At 74.4% G+C, this 16,591-nt stretch carries 13 protein-coding genes; 10 read left to right on the top strand and 3 right to left on the bottom strand.

Annotation, left to right across the window (positions count from 1 at the left end; all coding sequences use genetic code 11):
* Positions 1 to 94: 94 nt before the first annotated feature.
* The 5 genes from F8568_RS08265 (at position 95) to polX (ending at position 5,510) form a co-directional block, all read left to right on the top strand.
* Positions 95 to 1,021 carry an ABC transporter ATP-binding protein gene (locus tag F8568_RS08265; RefSeq protein WP_151592900.1) on the top strand — a complete coding sequence of 309 codons (927 nt, stop codon included), beginning with the start codon at positions 95 to 97 and terminating at the stop codon, positions 1,019 to 1,021.
* Positions 1,018 to 1,809, top strand: a complete 792-nt coding sequence (locus F8568_RS08260) for an ABC transporter permease (protein ID WP_151592899.1) — start codon at positions 1,018 to 1,020, stop codon at positions 1,807 to 1,809. Before F8568_RS08265 ends, F8568_RS08260 begins: the two co-directional genes overlap by 4 nt.
* 3 nt (positions 1,810 to 1,812) lie before the next feature.
* Entirely contained in the window at positions 1,813 to 2,748 is a 936-nt protein-coding gene (locus F8568_RS08255; RefSeq protein ID WP_236008527.1) for an EamA family transporter, read from the top strand.
* Between the two features lie 81 nt (positions 2,749 to 2,829).
* Entirely contained in the window at positions 2,830 to 3,669 is an 840-nt protein-coding gene (prcB, locus tag F8568_RS08250; protein WP_151592898.1) for a proteasome subunit beta, read from the top strand.
* A gap of 113 nt (positions 3,670 to 3,782) precedes the next feature.
* The gene (gene polX, locus F8568_RS08245; RefSeq protein WP_151592897.1) at positions 3,783 to 5,510 is read left to right on the top strand and encodes a DNA polymerase/3'-5' exonuclease PolX; all 1,728 of its coding nucleotides are present in this window, start codon (positions 3,783 to 3,785) and stop codon (positions 5,508 to 5,510) included.
* 28 nt (positions 5,511 to 5,538) lie between these two features.
* Here the strand turns inward: polX and F8568_RS08240 are convergent, their stop codons facing one another.
* The 3 genes from F8568_RS08240 to F8568_RS08230 all read right to left on the bottom strand — a co-directional run bounded on the left by F8568_RS08240 (position 5,539) and on the right by F8568_RS08230 (position 8,883).
* Positions 5,539 to 6,537 (bottom strand): COX15/CtaA family protein, encoded by a 999-nt coding sequence (locus F8568_RS08240; protein WP_151592896.1) that lies wholly within the window; start codon positions 6,535 to 6,537, stop codon positions 5,539 to 5,541.
* 47 nt (positions 6,538 to 6,584) lie between these two features.
* Positions 6,585 to 7,808, bottom strand: a complete 1,224-nt coding sequence (locus F8568_RS08235) for a PrsW family intramembrane metalloprotease (protein ID WP_151592895.1) — start codon at positions 7,806 to 7,808, stop codon at positions 6,585 to 6,587.
* A gap of 82 nt (positions 7,809 to 7,890) precedes the next feature.
* Positions 7,891 to 8,883: a heme o synthase gene (locus tag F8568_RS08230; RefSeq protein WP_407924462.1), complete on the bottom strand. Its 993-nt coding sequence runs from the start codon at positions 8,881 to 8,883 to the stop codon at positions 7,891 to 7,893.
* Positions 8,884 to 9,473: 590 nt separating this feature from the next.
* Between F8568_RS08230 and tkt the strand changes: the two genes are divergently transcribed.
* From tkt to F8568_RS08205, 5 genes are all read left to right on the top strand, one after another.
* Complete coding sequence (gene tkt / locus F8568_RS08225; RefSeq protein ID WP_151592894.1) at positions 9,474 to 11,600, top strand: transketolase; 2,127 nt, start codon at positions 9,474 to 9,476, stop codon at positions 11,598 to 11,600.
* Between the two features lie 86 nt (positions 11,601 to 11,686).
* The gene (gene tal / locus F8568_RS08220) at positions 11,687 to 12,796 is read left to right on the top strand and encodes a transaldolase (protein WP_151592893.1); all 1,110 of its coding nucleotides are present in this window, start codon (positions 11,687 to 11,689) and stop codon (positions 12,794 to 12,796) included.
* Entirely contained in the window at positions 12,793 to 14,463 is a 1,671-nt protein-coding gene (locus F8568_RS08215) for a glucose-6-phosphate isomerase (protein ID WP_151592892.1), read from the top strand. The genes tal and F8568_RS08215 overlap by 4 nt, the downstream gene beginning before the upstream one ends.
* A gap of 113 nt (positions 14,464 to 14,576) precedes the next feature.
* Positions 14,577 to 16,262, top strand: coding sequence for a phosphoheptose isomerase (locus F8568_RS08210; RefSeq protein WP_151592891.1), 1,686 nt, complete (start codon positions 14,577 to 14,579; stop codon positions 16,260 to 16,262).
* Positions 16,259 to 16,579, top strand: a complete 321-nt coding sequence (locus F8568_RS08205) for a hypothetical protein (protein ID WP_151592890.1) — start codon at positions 16,259 to 16,261, stop codon at positions 16,577 to 16,579. The genes F8568_RS08210 and F8568_RS08205 overlap by 4 nt, the downstream gene beginning before the upstream one ends.
* Positions 16,580 to 16,591: the final 12 nt, after the last annotated feature.

Below are 16,591 nucleotides of genomic sequence, written 5' to 3'. Positions count from 1 at the left end.
GCCGTCCTGGCTCCGCCCCTTTACCCGGCTTTCACCCGGTACAGCGGCGGCACCCCGCGCGGAGCGCCCGGGCGGCGGACCTAAACTCATTGCCATGACGACCCCCGGAGACGGCGCCGTCGAGCTGGACACGCTCGTCAAGCGCTATGGCACGGCGACGGCCGTGGACGGCCTGTCGTTCAGCGCCGCCCGGGGCGCCGTCACCGCGCTGCTCGGCCCGAACGGCGCGGGCAAGACCACCACGATCGAGATCTGCGAGGGCTTCCGGCGCGCCGACGCGGGCACCGTCCGGGTCCTCGGACTGGACCCGGTCGCCGACGCGCGGGCGCTCAAGCCCCGCGTCGGGGTGATGCCGCAGTCGGGCGGCGTGCCCGGCACCGCGAAGGCCGCCGAGTTCCTGCGGCTCGTCGCCTCGTTCCACGCCACGCCCCTCGACCCGGCGGCGCTGCTGGCGCGGCTCGGCCTCACCGAGCACGCCCGCACCGCCTTCCGCCGGATGTCGGGCGGCCAGCAGCAGCGGCTGTCGCTCGCGGTCGCCGTGGTCGGACGTCCCGAGCTGGTGTTCCTGGACGAGCCGTCCACCGGCCTCGACCCGCAGGCGCGGCACGCCACCTGGGAGCTGATCGAGGAGCTGCGCGCGGCCGGCGTGTCGGTGGTCCTCACCACGCACAACATGGACGAGGCCGAGCGGCTCTCCGACAAGGTCGTGATCGTCGACCACGGCAAGGTCGTGGCCGAGGGCAGCCCGCAGGAGCTGACCGGCGCCGAGCGGCAGCTGCGCTTCCGCGCCCGGCCCGGCCTCGGCCTGGAGGAGCTGCTGTCGGCGCTGCCCGCCGGCAGCGCCGCCAAGGAGTCGCCCGCCGGGCACTACCTGATCGAGGCCGACGTCAGCCCGGAGCTGCTCGCCACCGTCACCACCTGGTGCGCCTCGCACGGCGTGATGACCGAGGACCTGCGGATCGAGCGGCGCACGCTGGAGGACGTCTTCCTGGAACTGACCGGACGGGAGCTGCGCTCATGACCACGACACCGGCGGCGACGCCCGCGGCGCTGGACCTGTCGCCGGCGCCGGGGGCCGTCCCGCTGCCGCGGATGATCCTCTCCCAGGCCGGCTACGAGTTCCGGGCCGTGGTGCGCAACGGCGAGCAGCTGCTGCTCACCCTGATCATCCCGGTGGTGCTGCTGACCCTGTTCAGCGCCACCTCCCTGCTGGACCTCGGCGCCGGCCGCCGCGTCGACTTCCTCGCGCCGGGCGTCCTCGCGCTCGCGGTGATGTCCACCGCGTTCACCGGCCAGGCGATCGGCACCGGGTTCGAGCGCCGCTACGGCGTGCTCAAGCGGCTCGGCGCCACCCCGCTGCCGCGCGGCGGGCTGATCGCCGCCAAGACCCTGTCGGTGGTCGCCGTCGAGATTTTGCAGGCGGTCGTGGTGTGCGCGGTCGCGCTGGCGCTCGGCTGGCACCCGCACGGCGACCCCGCCTCGGTGATCGTCCTGCTGCTGCTCGGGACGGCCGCGTTCAGCGGGTTCGGGCTGCTGATGGCCGGGACGCTGCGCGCCGAGGCGACCCTCGCCGCCGCGAACCTGGTCTACATCCTGCTGCTGGCCGTCGGCGGCGTGGTGTTCCCCCTCGACAAGTTCCCCGGCGCCGTCCGGGACGTGCTGGAGCTGCTGCCGATCTCGGCGCTCGCCGACGGGCTGCGCCAGGTGCTGCAGCACGGCGCGGCGTTCCCGGGCGAGCCGCTGCTGGTCCTCGCGGTGTGGGCGGCCGCCGGCCTCGCCCTCGCCGCCCGCTTCTTCCGCTGGGAGTGATCGTTGGCACTCGCCGAGGCCCCCGGGTCCTACGGTGCGGCGGGCCGGGCGGCCCGCCGCGCCCGCACGCTGTCGCTCGGCTCGGTGCCGCCGCCCGCCATGATCCTGCTCGGCATCGTGTCCGTGCAGGTCGGCGCGGGCCTGGCCAAGCACCTGTTCGAGCGGCTGCCGCCGACGTCGGTGGTGTCGATCCGGCTGCTGGCCTCGGCGCTCGTGCTGGGCTTCCTCGCCCGCAGGGGGCTGCGGACGATCCTGCGCGACCACTCCTGGACGAGCCTGGCCGTCGTCGCCGGCTACGGCGTCGCGCTCGCCGGCATGAACTTCGCGTTCTACCAGGCGCTGTCGCGGATCCCGCTCGGCGTGGCGGTGACCATCGAGTTCCTCGGGCCGCTGTCGGTCGCCATCGCCGGCTCGCGCCGCCCGCGGGACCTGCTGTGGGCCGCGCTGGCGGGCGCCGGCGTGGTGATGCTCGCCCGCGGCGGCGGCGACGTGAGCCTCGCGGGGATCGCGTTCGCGCTGGTCGCCGCGGTCGGCTGGGCCTGCTACATCCTGCTGACCGCCGCCACCGGGCGGCGGATCCCGGGCAGCACCGGCCTCGCCCTCGCCAGCATCATCGGCACGCTCGTCGTGCTGCCGGGCGGCCTCGCGGCCGGCGGCGGCGCCGTGTTCGACCCCGCGCTGCTGCCGATCGGGCTCGGGGTCGGGCTGCTGTCGTCGGTGATCCCCTACTCGCTGGAGCTGGAGGCGCTCCGGCGGGTGCCCGCCCGGGTGTTCGGCATCCTGATGAGCCTGGAGCCCGCCGTCGCCGCGCTGGTCGGGGTGGTCGTCCTCGGCGAGATCCTCAGCGGGCGGCAGTGGGTCGCGATCGGCTGCGTCATCGTCGCGTGCGCGGGCGCCACGCGGAGCCGGAAGGAGCCGCGGGAGGTCCCCGAGGCCTGACGGGAGCATGGAACGGGGCGAGCGTGGCAGGATCGGTGGAAGGATCACCGCAGGAGCACCACCCAGCAGAGAGGAGCCGCCGTGACCGGCCGGACCGATGACCAGGGACTGCCGCCGGAGTTCTTCGAGGCGGGACCGGCGTCGTTCGTCGACTTCCTGCGCCTGCACTCCCCCGACCTGCTGCCCGTCAACCGGGTGCCGGACGCCGGGACGGTCCCGGAGCTGCCGCACGGCACCACCGTGCTCGCGCTGACGATCGAGGGCGGCGTCATGATGGCCGGGGACCGCCGCGCCACCCAGGGCAACCGGATCGCCTACCGGGAGCTGGACAAGGTCCAGCGGGCCGACGAGTACTCCGCCGTGGCGTTCGCCGGCACCGTCGGGCTCGCGCTGGAGATGGTCCGGCTGTTCCAGGTGGAGCTGGAGCACTACGAGAAGATGGAGACGGTCCCGCTGTCGCTGCCGGGCAAGGCCCGCCGGCTCGGCGCCGTCATCCAGGCCAACCTCGCGCAGGCCATGCAGGGGCTCGCGGTCGTCCCGCTGTTCGCCGGGTACGACCCCGACTCGGGCGACGCCCGCATCTACACCTACGACATCACCGGCGCCCCGCAGCTCGCCCGCGACTTCCACGCGGACGGCTCCGGCTCCCCCTACGCGCTGGGCGCGCTGAAGAAGCTGTACCGGCCCGAGCTGCCGGTGGAGGACGCCGCGAGGGTGTGCGTCCAGGCGCTGTACGACGCGGCCGACGACGACACGGCCACCGGCGGGCCCGACCTGTCGCGGCGCATCTACCCGACGATCGCGGCCGTCGCCGCGGACGGCTACCGGCGGCTGCCCGAGGAGCAGATCTCCGCGATCGCCGCGGAGGTGCTGGAGGGCCGGATGCGCGAGCCGAACGGCCCGGTCGCGCCGCTGCGCTGACCCGCCGCCGGCGACGGCGGGCGATACAGGAGGTCGCACAGGGTCACGGATGCCTTGCGCTCCGCGACCCCGCCGCCTCCGGGAACGTCGTACCCGGCTCATAGACTCGGCGTATGGCACGCGCGAACGACGAGGCCGCCGCCCTCATCCAGGAGCTGGCCGACCTGCTCTCCATCACCGGCGGCGACGCCTTCAAGATCCGGGCGTACGAGAAGGCCGCGCGCGCGATCGCGGGCCATCCCGACGACATCTCCGACCTCGACCTGGCCGGGCTGCGCAAGATCCCGACGGTCGGCGAGGCGATCGCGAAGAAGGTCCTCGACTACACCGCCACCGGGACGATCCGGCAGGTCGAGGAGCTGCGCGCGCAGATCCCCGCGGGCGTCCGCGCGCTCACCGCGATCCCGACGCTCGGCCCGAAGAAGGCCCTGGCCGTCTACGAGGAGCTCGGCATCTCCTCGGTCGACGAGCTGGCCGACGCGATCAAGGAGGGCCGGCTGCGCGGGCTGAAGGGCTTCGGGACCAGGACCGAGGACAACATCCTGCGCGGCATCGAGCTGATGCGCAGCTCCGGCGAGCGCGTCCTGCTCGACGCGGCGGCGGGCGTCGCCGACGAGGTCGTCGCGGCGCTGTCGGCGCTCCCGCAGGTGGAGCGGTGCATGCACGCGGGCTCGCTGCGCCGGATGCGCGAGACGATCGGCGACGTCGACGTGCTCGCCGCGTCCGCCGACCCGCACCCGATCATGGCGGCGTTCACCGCGCTGCCGCTCGTCGCCGAGGTGGTCGTCGGCGGCGACAAGAAGACCTCGATCCGCACCGACCGGGGCCTGCAGGTCGACCTGCGGGTCGTCCCGCCGGAGTCGTGGGGCGCGGCGCTGCAGTACTTCACCGGCTCGCAGGCGCACAACATCCGCACCCGCGAGATCGCGGTGAAGGCGGGGCTGAAGCTGTCGGAGTACGGGCTGTTCGACGCGGACTCCGGCGACCTGATCGTGTCCAGCACCGAGGAGGAGGTCTACGAGCGGCTCGGCCTGCCGTGGATCCATCCCGCCCTTCGCGAGGACACCGGGGAGATCGAGGCGGCGCTGAAGGACGAGCTGCCCCGCCTGGTCACCGTTGAGGACCTGCGCGGCGACCTGCACAGCCACACCGACCTGACCGACGGCATCGCCTCCCTGGAGGACATGGTCGCCGCCGCCGCGGACCGCGGCCTGGAGTACTACGCGATCACCGACCACGCGCCGAACCTGTTCATGCAGCGGATGACCGACGAGAAGATGCTCGCCCAGCGCGAGCGGGTCCGGAAGCTGCAGAAGAAGTACCCCGGGCTGGTCCTGCTGCACGGCACCGAGCTGAACATCGACCCGGACGGCGGGGTCGACTGGGACGCCGGCTTCCTCGAGGGGTTCGACGTCTGCGTGGCGTCGATCCACTCGCACTTCACCCAGGACGAGGCGGCCGTGACGCGGCGCCTCGTCCGCGCCTGCGAGAACCCGCACGTCCACGTGATCGGGCATCCGACGGCGCGCAGCATCGGCCGCCGCCCGCCGGTGAACGCCGACTGGGACGAGGTGTTCCGCGCCGCCGCCCGCACCGGCACGGCGATGGAGATCGACTCCTTCCCCGACCGGCTCGACCTGCCCGCCGACCTGATCCGCCGCGCCAAGCGGTTCGGGGTGCGGTTCTCCGTTGACACCGACGCGCACTCGCTCGGCCACCACCGCAACATCCGCTACGGGGTCGGCACCGCGCAGCGGGGCTGGCTCACGCCCGACGACGTGATCAACACCTGGCCGCTGGAGCGGCTGCGCGCCTTCCTTCGCAAGGACGGCGCGCGGTGACCGGCGGGCCGGAGCCGGGCGAGTCGGGTCAGGCGGGCTGAGCGGCCTCGGCCGGACGCGCGGCCACCGTGCGCGGCTCCGCGGCCGGCATCGGGCCGCGGTCGCGGAGCGCGAAGAACAGCCGGAACGCCGCGATCCACATCAGCACGGCGCCGAGCATGTGCAGCAGCACCAGCCCGGCCGGGACGCCCAGGAAGTACTGCGCGTAGCCGACGGCGCCCTGCGCGACGATCAGCGCGATCAGCTCCAGCGCGCGGCGCTTGGCGGCGGCGGGGCCGCCGGTGCGGTACAGCGCGATGGTGACGGCGATCGTGAACGCGATGGTGACCCAGGCCAGCTCGCCGTGGATGCGCGCCACGTCCTCGATGTTGAAGCCGTAGCGGCGCGACGAGGCGTCCCCGGCGTGCGGGCCGGTGCCGGTGACGACGGTGCCCGCGACGAGCACGGCCGCGGCGGCGACCAGCAGCAGCGCGCCGAGGCGGCGCGTCCACGGGCCGGCGAGCGGCCGGGCGGGGGCGTCGCCCTCGCCGGCGCGCACCCACAGCGCCACGCAGAACACCAGCAGCGCCGGGGAGACGAGGAAGTGCGCCGACACCGCCGCCGGGTTCAGGTCGGTGAGCACCACGATGCCGCCGATGACGGCCTGCGCGACGACGCTCATCGGCTGGGCGAGCGACCACCAGACGAGGTCGCGGCGGCGCGGGACGAGGCGCAGCGCGGCGACGAACACCAGCACGCCGATCCCCAGCACCACGAACGTGATCAGCCGGTTGGAGAACTCGACCGCCATGTTGAACGCGTGGTGGTCGGCGTTGTGGGTGGGCACGAGGCTGTCGCCGGAGCAGCGCGGCCATTCCGGGCAGCCGAGCCCCGACTCGGTGAGCCGGACGAGGCCGCCGCTGACGACGATCACCACGTTGCCGATGACGCCGAGCAGCGCGAGCAGCCGCACCGATCCCGGGGTGGGGTGCCAGACGGCGTCCCGGGCACGGATCAGCGGGTTCGTCGACGACTTTCGCTCAGCCACGCGTCAATCGTATGGCCGCCCTCCCGTGCCCCCGACGCACCCCCCGGTTACCGCGCGTACGGGCCGGGCGGGGCCGGCGGCAGGAAGCCGGACGGCCCCTGCGGCGCCCACGGCGGCGCGCCGGACGCGGGCCCGCCGGGGCGCGGCGGCGTGCGCAGGAACGCCTGCCGGGCCAGCGACATCAGCTCCAGGAGCGAGTCGCGGCGGGCCGCGAACCAGTGCGGCTCGGCGTTGCCGCGGTCGGCGCGCTTGTGCAGCAGCGCCAGCTCCGTCGCGGCGAGCTGGTAGTCCACCATGGCGCGGGCGGCGGGCGGGCCGCCGACGGACTTGGCCCAGCGGCGGGCGGCCCGCCGGGTCGGGATGGCGCGCAGCATCCGCACGTCCTGCGGGGTCACCAGGCCGGTGCCGGAGTAGATCGGCAGGTACGCCTCGATGCGCCGGACGGTGTGCCGCCGCTCGACGGCGACGATGACGATCAGCGTGACCAGGACGCCGAAGTCGAGGAGGTACACGATGCCGAGGCCGCCGAGCCCGAAGGCCGTGGCGCCGTTCCACAGGCCGTGCAGGATCATCGCGCCGAGCAGCCCCAGGGCGGGCGCGGCGAGCTGGCCGCGCCGGTGGGTGGCGGCGTAGGCGACGCCGAGCCCGGTCATCGAGGTGAACAGCGGGTGGCTGAGCGGCGCGATCAGGCCGCGCAGGATGAACACGGTCTGCAGCTGCTGGGCGCCGCCGTCCTCGAAGGCCCGCATGTAGTAGGTGATGTTCTCCATCATCGCGAAGCCGAGGCCGACCATGGCGGCGTAGATGATCCCGTCGGCGAACCCGTCGATCTCGTTGCGGCGGAACCACAGCATGCCGATCAGCACGGCGCCCTTCAGCGACTCCTCGATGACGGGCGCGCCGAAGGTGGCGCTGACGAAGTGCCCCTTGGTCTCGCCGAAGATCGGGACGGTGACGTACAGCAGGCCGAGGGTGTTGAGCACCAGCGCACCGAGGACGGCGACGCCCGCGCCCCACATGAACGCGAAGACCAGGGCGCGCGGCGGCTCGGGCTCCAGCCGGTCGAGGGTGAGGGCGAGCGCCACCAGCGCCGGGATCGGCAGGATCGCCAGGACGACGCCGACCCAGAAGCCGGCGCCGCCGGACAGCACGTCGGCGGCGAGCGCGAGCACCACGCACAGCGACGAGACGGTCAGCCCGACGATCAGGCCGACCGGGGGCCGGCCGGGGATCCGGCCTTCGAGCACGGCCTTGGGGTCCACACGCGCCATGACGTGAGCGTAACGGGTCCGTGCAGGTCCTCGCGGGGGTCAGGCCCGCCACCAGGCCGCCGCGCGGGAACCGCGCGGGGGCTCAGTGCAGCAGCGGGTCGACGGCGACGGCGGTGAACAGCAGCGCCAGGTACACGTTCGACAGGTGGAAGAACCGCATCGGCCGCAGGTGGACGCCGGTCACACCGGCGCGGACGGCCTTGAGCAGCCGGTGCCCCTCGCCGAGGAAGACCAGCCCGAGGACCACCGCGACGGCCCCGTACACCGGGCCCATCCCGGCCACGGGCCACAGCGCGAGCGAGCACGCGACGGTGGCGTAGCTGTAGACGAGGCTCTCGGTGACGACGCGGCGCTCGGTCGCGACGACGGGCAGCATCGGCACCTTGGCGACCGCGTAGTCCTCGCGGTAGCGCATGGCGAGCGTCCAGGTGTGCGGCGGGGTCCACAGGAACACGACGCCGAACAGCACGAACGGCGTCCAGTCCAGGCCGCCGGTGATGGCCGTCCAGCCGATGAGGACCGGCATGCAGCCGGCGATGCCGCCCCACACGACGTTCTGCGACGTCCGGCGCTTGAGCAGCAGCGAGTAGACCAAGACGTAGAACAGGATCGCGAACAGCGACCCGGCGGCCGACAGCGGGTTGACCGCGAGGAAGAACCCGGCGGTGGACACCAGCGCGAGGGTGATCCCGAACACCAGGGCGCGGGCCGGGGTGACCTGCGCGCGGGCCAGCGGGCGGCGCCGGGTGCGGCGCATCTTGGCGTCGATGTCGCGGTCGATGTAGCAGTTGACCGCGTTCGCGGCGCCGGCCGACATGGCTCCGAAGGAGAAGGTCAGCAGCACCGTCGACAGCGGCGGCACGCCGCGCTGGGCGAGGAACATCACCGGGATCGTGGTGATCAAGAGCAGCTCGATCACGCGCGGTTTGGTGAGCGCCACGTAGGCGCGCACGCTGGCGCCGATCGACCGGCGGGCCGTGGCCGCCGGCTCGGGCACGGCGGGCGCCCCCGGCTGCCCGTCGAGCGGCAGCGGCTCGTCGAGCTCGACCCCGCGCTTGTTACTGAGCACCGTCACAATCGGGTCCACGTCCAACTAGGCATGAAGAAATCGCGTACCACCTCGGCGGCGCCCCCGCGATCCGGGCCGGCCTCGGTCGAGTGCAACTTCGGCTTGGTGATCCTGCTGTCTCGGCCGCCGTCGTCGGCCGCGCCATCACTGTAGTCCGACCCCTGCCAGGGGCGTGCACCGGGGCACCGGACGCGCCGGTCCCGCCCCGCGGAGCCCATTCCACGGGCCGTCCCCCGGGGGCGGGGGCGGAAACCCGTTCCCCCCTCGGTATCACCCGTGCGGGGGGTTAGCGCGGGGACCGATCGGGCAAGGGTGCAGGGAAGCGGCGGCGGTCCTGGCGCGGGCGGCGGCGCCGTTTCGGCGTGTTCTCGCTCTCGCCTGCGGCGGCCCGCCCGCGCGATAGGCTCGCCGGGGGCGCGGCATGATCTTCACGGGGCCACGGATCCGGTGGCCGCAAGGGGGCCCGAGGGAAGACGGACGGCGCCGCCGGACGTTGCGGCAACAGGGGGCCGCGGCAGGGGCGCCGGTCATGCCGCGCGGCGGCACATCGCTAATGAACTCTGTACGACAGCGGTTCGAGAGGAGCCTGGCGTTCCGTGAGCAGGGACAGCAGCACGTTTGAATGGTCCGACCTGGACCGGCGGGCGGTGGACGTCATCCGCGCCCTCGCCATGGACGCGGTCGAGGAGGCGGGCTCCGGCCACCCCGGTACGGCCATGAGCCTCGCACCCGCCGCCTACCTTCTGTTCCAGCGGTTCCTTCGGCACGACCCGACGGACCCGGACTGGGCCGGCCGGGACAGGTTCGTCCTGTCCTGCGGCCACTCCAGCCTGACCCTCTACATCCAGCTCTACCTTTCGGGCTACCCGCTGACGCTGGCCGACCTGAAGGCGCTGCGCAAGTGGGGCAGCCTCACCCCCGGCCACCCCGAGCACGGGCACACCGCGGGCGTCGAGACCACCACGGGCCCGCTGGGGCAGGGCATCGCGAACGCGGTCGGGATGGCGATGGCGGCCCGCCGCGAGCGCGGCCTGTTCGACCCCGACGCCCCGGCCGGCGAGTCCCCCTTCGACCACACCGTCTGGGCGTTCGCGTCCGACGGCGACATCGAGGAGGGCATCAGCCACGAGGCGAGCGCCCTCGCGGCGCACCAGCGGCTCGGCAACCTGGTCCTGCTGTACGACGACAACCACATCTCGATCGAGGACGACACCGCGATCGCGCTGTCGGAGGACGTGCGGGCCCGCTACGAGGCGTACGGCTGGGACGTCCACCACGTCGACTGGACGGTGAACGGCGACTACGAGGAGAACGTGGCCGCGCTGGCGGCGGCGTTCGAGGCGGCCAAGGCGGAGACGGCCCGGCCGTCGTTCATCGCGCTGCGCACCATCATCGGCTGGCCGGCGCCGAACAAGAAGAACACCGGCAAGGCCCACGGCTCGGCGCTGGGCGCCGAGGAGGTCGCCGCGACCAAGCGGATCCTCGGCCTGGACCCGGCCGAGTCGTTCATCGTCCCCGACGACGTGCTGGCGCACGCCCGCGAGGTCTCGGACCGGGGCCGCGCGCTGCACGCCGAGTGGGAGAAGGCGTTCCAGGCCTGGCGGTCGGCGAACCCCGAGCGCGCCGCCGAGTACGACCGGATCAGCGCCCGGCACCTGCCCCCGGGCTGGGAGGCGAAGCTGCCGGAGTTCCCGGCGGGCAAGGACGTCGCGACGCGCGCCGCGTCCGGCGAGGTGCTGGGCGCGCTGGCGCCGGTGCTGCCGGAGCTGTGGGGCGGGTCGGCCGACCTGGCGGAGAGCAACAACACGACGATGAAGGGCGAGCCGTCCTTCATCCCCGAGGAGTTCCAGACCAAGGAGTTCCCCGGCGGCCGGTACGGCCGGACGCTGCACTTCGGCGTCCGCGAGCACGCGATGGGCGCGATCTCCAACGGCATCGCGCTGCACGGCGGCACCCGGCCCTACGCGGGCACGTTCCTGATCTTCAGCGACTACATGCGGCCGGCGGTCCGGCTCGCGGCGCTGATGAAGCTGCCGGTCACCTACGTGTGGACGCACGACTCCATCGGCCTCGGCGAGGACGGCCCGACGCACCAGCCGGTGGAGCACCTGTGGGCGCTGCGGGCGATCCCCGGGCTGGACGTGGTGCGCCCGGCGGACGCCAACGAGACGGCGGTCGCGTGGCGGACGGTCCTGGAGCACACCGACCGCCCGGCGGGCCTCGCGCTGACCCGGCAGAAGCTGCCGACGCTGGAGCGCGACGGCGAGATCGCGTCCGCCGAGGGCGCCGCCAAGGGCGGCTACGTGCTGGCCGACGCCGCGGGCGGGCAGCCCGAGCTGATCCTGATCGCCACGGGCAGCGAGGTGCAGCTGGCGCTGGAGGCCCGCGAGACGCTCCAGTCCCAGGGCACCCCGACCCGCGTGGTGTCGATGCCGTGCGTCGAGTGGTTCGAGGAGCAGCCCGACGCCTACAAGCAGCAGGTCCTGCCCCCCGGGGTGCGAGCGCGCGTGTCGGTGGAGGCCGGTGTGGCGCTCGGCTGGCGGACCTACGTCGGCGACGCCGGCACGTCGGTGTCGCTGGAGCACTTCGGCGCGTCCGCCGACTACAAGACGCTGTTCGAGCAGTTCGGCATCACCGCCGAGCGTGTCGTCGCGGCGGCGAAGGCGAGCCTGATCAAGGCCGGTGTCAAGCACGCCGGCCGCGGCAGCACCACCGGGAACTAGGGCCGGCGGGCCCCCGGCGGCCGCCCCGGCGGGCCGGGGGCCCGGCACGGCCGGCCCCCGCGGAACTCGACGACGAGGAGAAAGCGATGAGTGACATCCTGAAGGCGCTCTCGGACGAGGGAGTGTCGATCTGGCTGGACGACATCAGCCGGGAGCGGCTGCGCACCGGGAACCTGGAGCAGCTGATCAAGGAGCGGAACGTCGTCGGCGTCACCTCCAATCCGACGATCTTCGCCAAGGCGCTGAGCAAGGGCGACGCCTACGACGACCAGGTGCGCGACCTGGCGGTGCGGGGCGTGGACGTCGAGGAGGCGTCCCGCGCGATCACCACCTATGACATCCGCTGGGGCTGCGACGTGCTGCGCCCGGTCTACGACCGGACCGACGGCCTGGACGGCCGGGTGTCGATCGAGGTGGACCCGCGGCTCGCCCGCGACACCGAGAAGACGGTGGCCGAGGCGCGGGCGCTGTGGTGGATGGTGGACCGGCCGAACCTGTTCATCAAGATCCCGGCGACCGAGGAGGGCCTGCCCGCGATCACCGCGGCGCTGGCGGAGGGCATCAGCGTGAACGTGACGCTGATCTTCTCGCTGGAGCGCTACGGCAAGGTCATCGACGCGTTCTTCGCGGGCCTCGAGCAGGCCCGGACGAACGGGCACGACCTGTCGACGATCGCGTCGGTGGCGTCGTTCTTCGTCAGCCGGGTCGACACCGAGATCGACAAGCGGCTCGACAAGATCGGCTCGGACGCGGCGAAGGGCCTGCGGTCCAAGGCGGGCCTGGCGAACGCGCGGCTGGCGTACGCGCTGTACGAGGAGAAGTTCGGCACCGACCGGTGGAAGGCGCTGAAGGACGCGGGCGCCCGCCCGCAGCGCCCGCTGTGGGCCTCGACCGGCGTGAAGGACCCGAACCTCGTCGACACCCTGTACGTGGACGAGCTGGTGGCGCCGGGCACGGTCAACACGATGCCGGAGGCGACGCTGGTGGCGGAGGCCGACCACGGGCAGCTGCGCGGCGACACCGTCCGGGGCGCCTATGACGACGCCCGGGCGCACATGGCGGCGCTGAAGGACGCGGGCGTCGACTACGACGACGTCGTGCGGGTCCTGGAGGAGGAGGGCGTCGAGAAGTTCGAGGCGTCCTGGAAGGAGCTGCTGGGCTCGATCGAGGGCGAGCTGAAGGACAAGAGCGCGTGACGTCGGTGGTGACCGCCGGGGGGATCTCGGTCACCATCCGCGGCACCGTCGTCGACGAGAGCGAGACGGTCCTGGACCGTCTCGCCTCCGACGGGGTGCCGAGCTCGCTCTCGTCCCGAAACGCCAAGCTGTGGGGCCCGGACGCGGCCCCGCTGGCCGCCCGCCGGCTGGGCTGGCTCGGCCTGCCGGAGATGTCGCGGTCGCTGCCGGACCGGATCGCCGGGCCGGCGGAGGAGTTCCGCGACGCGGGGCTGGACCGGATCGTGGTCGCGGGGACGGGCGGCGCCGCGATCGCCGCGGAGGCGATCCACCGGACCGCGGCCCGCACCGGGCCGGACGCCGAGCTGGTCGTGCTGGACACCACCGACCCGCACGAGGTGTCGGCGGTGCTCGCGGGCGACCTCGGCAGGACGCTGGTGGTCGTCGCGGGCGACGACGTCGGGACGCGGTCGCTGCGCCGCGTCTTCGGCCGGGCGTTCTCCGAGGCCGGGCTGGACCGGGCCGAGCTGGCCCGCCGGTTCGTGGCCGTGGCCGAGCCGGGGTCGGAGCTGGAGCGCGCCGCCCGCGAGGTCGGCCACCACGTCGTGCAGGCCGAGACCGACGTCGACGGCCGGTTCGGCGCGCTCGGCGTCGCGGCGCTGGCGCCCGCCGCGCTCGCGGGCACCGACCTCCTGGCGCTGCTGGACGAGGCGGACCGGCTCGCCGGCGTGCTGCGCCAGCCCTACGACAACCCGGCGCTGGCGCTCGGCGCCGCGCTCGGCTCGTCGGCGCTCGGCGGCCGCGACAAGCTGGTGATCGCCGACCACGGCTCAGGCCTGCACGGCTTCGCCGGCTGGGCGGAGCAGCTGGTGGCGGGGGCGCTCGGCAAGGACGGCCGGGGGCTGCTGCCGGTCGTGGTGGAGGGCGTGGAGTCCCCCGGGTTCGAGCTGACCGGCGACCTGCGCCGGCTGATCCTCGGCCGCCGCCCGGACGAGCCAGGACCGGGCCGCGAGGCGGGGGTGAGCGTGGCGGGCCCGCTCGGCGCGCAGTTCCTGCTGTGGGAGTACGCGGTGGCGGTGGCCGCGCGGGTCATCGGCGTCGATCCGTTCGCGGAGCCGGACACCGGCGAGTCGCGGGACAGCACCGCGGCGCTGCTGCGCTCGGAGGAGGGCGCGGCCCCGACGGTGGTGCGCCGGCCGCCCGCGCTGGTGTCGGACGCGGTGGAGGTGCACGCGCCGGAGGAGTCGCTGCGCGGCGCGAAGACGCTGGGTGAGGCGCTGGAGACGGTTCTTGAGGACGTCCCGGACCGCGGCTACCTCGCCGTCCTGGCCTACCTGGATCGCGCTGGGGACGCGGCGGCGGCCGGGCTGCGGCCGCTGCTGGCGGCGCGCGGCGCGCGGCTGCGCAGGAATCCGGTGCCGGTCACGTTCGGGTGGGGCCCGCGGTACCTGCACGCGACAGGCCAGTACCACAAGGGCGGCCCGCCCAATGGAACGTTTCTGCAGGTCACGGGCTCGGTTACGGCCGATGTGCCGGTGCCCGGACGGCCCTTCACGCTCGGCGAGCTGCAGCTGGCGCAGGCGTTCGGGGACCAGCGGGTGCTGCGCTCGCTCGGCCGCCCGGTGGTCCGGCTGCATCTGCGGGACCGCGCCGAGGGACTCGCGCAGCTGACCGAGGCGCTCAGCTGACCCGAGCGCTCACCTGATCTTCCGCGTCCGGTTCGCAACCGGTGGCAGAAGATCGAGGGAGATGGTCGCGGATGCCCTTTCTCTCCTGAAACGATAGGGGGCAGGAGGGAAGCGTGTCCGGATTCGACGTACTGACGCGCGGCGACGTGCTCGACTCGGCGCTGCAGGCGAGGGACTACCTCGTCGGCTGCGGCGTGCCGGGCGCGCTGGCCGCGAAGGACCCGCGGCTGTGGGGGCGGCGCGCGGTCGACCACAGCAGGCTCGGCTGGCTGGACCTGCCGTTCGCCTCGCGCGGGCTGCTGAAGCAGGTGGACGGGCTCGTCGCCGAGGCGCGCTACTCCGGCCTGGACCACATCGTGCTGATCGGGGTGGGCGCGGAGAGCCTCGCCGCCCAGGCGATCGTCGAGGCGCACGCGCCCGCCCTCGCCGGCGGGGGCGGCGCCCCGGCCGGCCCCGGCGGCGGGCTGACGGTGCTGGACGGCAGCGACACCGCCGCGCTGGCGTTCGCGCTCGAGCGGCTGGACCGGACGCTGGTCGTGCTGGCCAGCAAGGCGGGCGTGTCGCTGGAGGGCGACGCCTACCGGCGGATCTTCGCGGGCGCGTTCCGCGAGCGGGGGCTGTCGGAGCGCGAGATCGCGGGCCGCTTCCTGGTGATCACCGACCACGGCAGCCCGCTGCACGACTTCGCCCGCCAGTGCGGCTACCGGATCGGGCTCACCGACCCGTACCTGCCGGGGCACTTCGGCGCGCTGTCGGCGTACGGGCTGGTCCCGGCGGTGCTGGCGGGCGCCGACGCGGAGCGGCTGCTGGAGGAGGCGGCGTCGCTGATGCCGTCGCTGGCCAAGGACGAGGACAACCCGGGGCTGCTGCTCGGCGCCGTCCTCGGCGGCTGCGCCCAGCAGGGGCCGGCCGGGGTCATCCGCGACAAGGTGGTGCTGCGCGAGCCCGGCGGGTCCGGCGCGCTCAGCTCCTGGATCGCGCAGCTGCTCGCGGTCGGCACCGGCAAGCGGGGCCGCGGCGTGCTCGCGCTGGAGCCGCCCGGCGGCAGGGGCGGCTTCCCCGACCTGCACGGGATCTCGATCAACCCGCGGTCGGCGGCGCAGGAGGAGGCCGACACCTCGGTGTGGGCGCCGCTCGGCGCGCAGTTCGTGCTGTGGGAGTACGCGACGGCCGTCGCCGGGTGGCTGCTCGGCGTGAACCCGTTCGAGGCGGGAAGCGCGGCCGTCCAGGAGGCGGAGGACGACGCGGCGACGCTGCTGCGCTCGGCGGGCGGCGGGCCGCTGCCCGCCGGGCGTCCGGTGTACGTCGAGGACGACATCGAGGTGCACGCCGACTTCGCGTGGCCGCCGGGCGCCGACCTCGGGACGGTGCTGGGCGGGCTGATCGCCTCGGTGCCCGCCGACGGCTACCTGTCGGTGCTGACGTACCTGTCGGGCGACTTCTCGGGCCGCTACCTGGCGCCGTCGCTGTCGCGCGCGGCCGGGCGGCCGGTCGTGTACGGGCCGGGCCCGGCGTACCCGCACGCCACCGGCCCGATCCACAAGGACGGGCCCGGCAACGGCGCGTTCCTGGTGATCACGGGCGATCCGGCGCCGGGCGACGTGCTGGCGGCGCATCCGGTGCCCGGGCGGCCGTACGGGCTGGCGAAGCTGCAGCTGGCGCGGGCGCTCGGCGAGGTCCGGGCGCTGCGGCAGCGGCGGCTGCCGGTGGTGCGGCTGCACCTGCGCAACCCGGTCGAGGGCGCGGGCCGGCTGATCGAGGCCGTCCGGGCGGTTGCGGGGGCGGGTCCGCGGCCGTGAGCTTCACCGCGGTCGTCTCCGGGGAGACGGCCATCACCGCCCGGGGGCCGGTCAGGGCGGCCGCCGAGCGGCTGCCGGGGCGCCCGGCGGGCGGGAATGATCGGCCGGATGCGGGCGTATACCAGCAAGTGACGGGGAACGCCGACCGCGACGTCGCCGTCCCCGGCCGGCACCACCGGCTCGGCGTGCGCCGGCTCGCGCGGGCGCTCGGTGACGCGCGCGCCGCGCGCTCGGACGGCCGCCCGGTCGTCCGGCCGCACCTGCGGAGCCGCTGGGCGGGCCTCGCCCGGGGGCTCGACTCCGCCCGGGGCGGCTAGGACGCCGGCGCC

Source organism: Actinomadura physcomitrii (genome assembly GCF_008923205.2).
Lineage (GTDB): Bacteria > Actinomycetota > Actinomycetes > Streptosporangiales > Streptosporangiaceae > Spirillospora > Spirillospora physcomitrii.
Note: the sequence above shows the minus strand (reverse complement) of the source record. Positions and strands in the feature narration are given on the sequence as shown.

Bases quoted from the DNA above. Each gene is read 5' to 3' on its own strand.
- F8568_RS08265 (WP_151592900.1), top strand. From the start codon at position 95: ATGACGACCCCCGGAGACGGCGCCGTCGAGCTGGACACGCTCGTCAAG.
- F8568_RS08260 (WP_151592899.1), top strand. From the start codon at position 1,018: ATGACCACGACACCGGCGGCGACGCCCGCGGCGCTGGACCTGTCGCCG.
- polX (WP_151592897.1), top strand. From the start codon at position 3,783: ATGGCACGCGCGAACGACGAGGCCGCCGCCCTCATCCAGGAGCTGGCC.
- F8568_RS08235 (WP_151592895.1), bottom strand. From the start codon at position 7,808: ATGGCGCGTGTGGACCCCAAGGCCGTGCTCGAAGGCCGGATCCCCGGC.
- tal (WP_151592893.1), top strand. From the start codon at position 11,687: ATGAGTGACATCCTGAAGGCGCTCTCGGACGAGGGAGTGTCGATCTGG.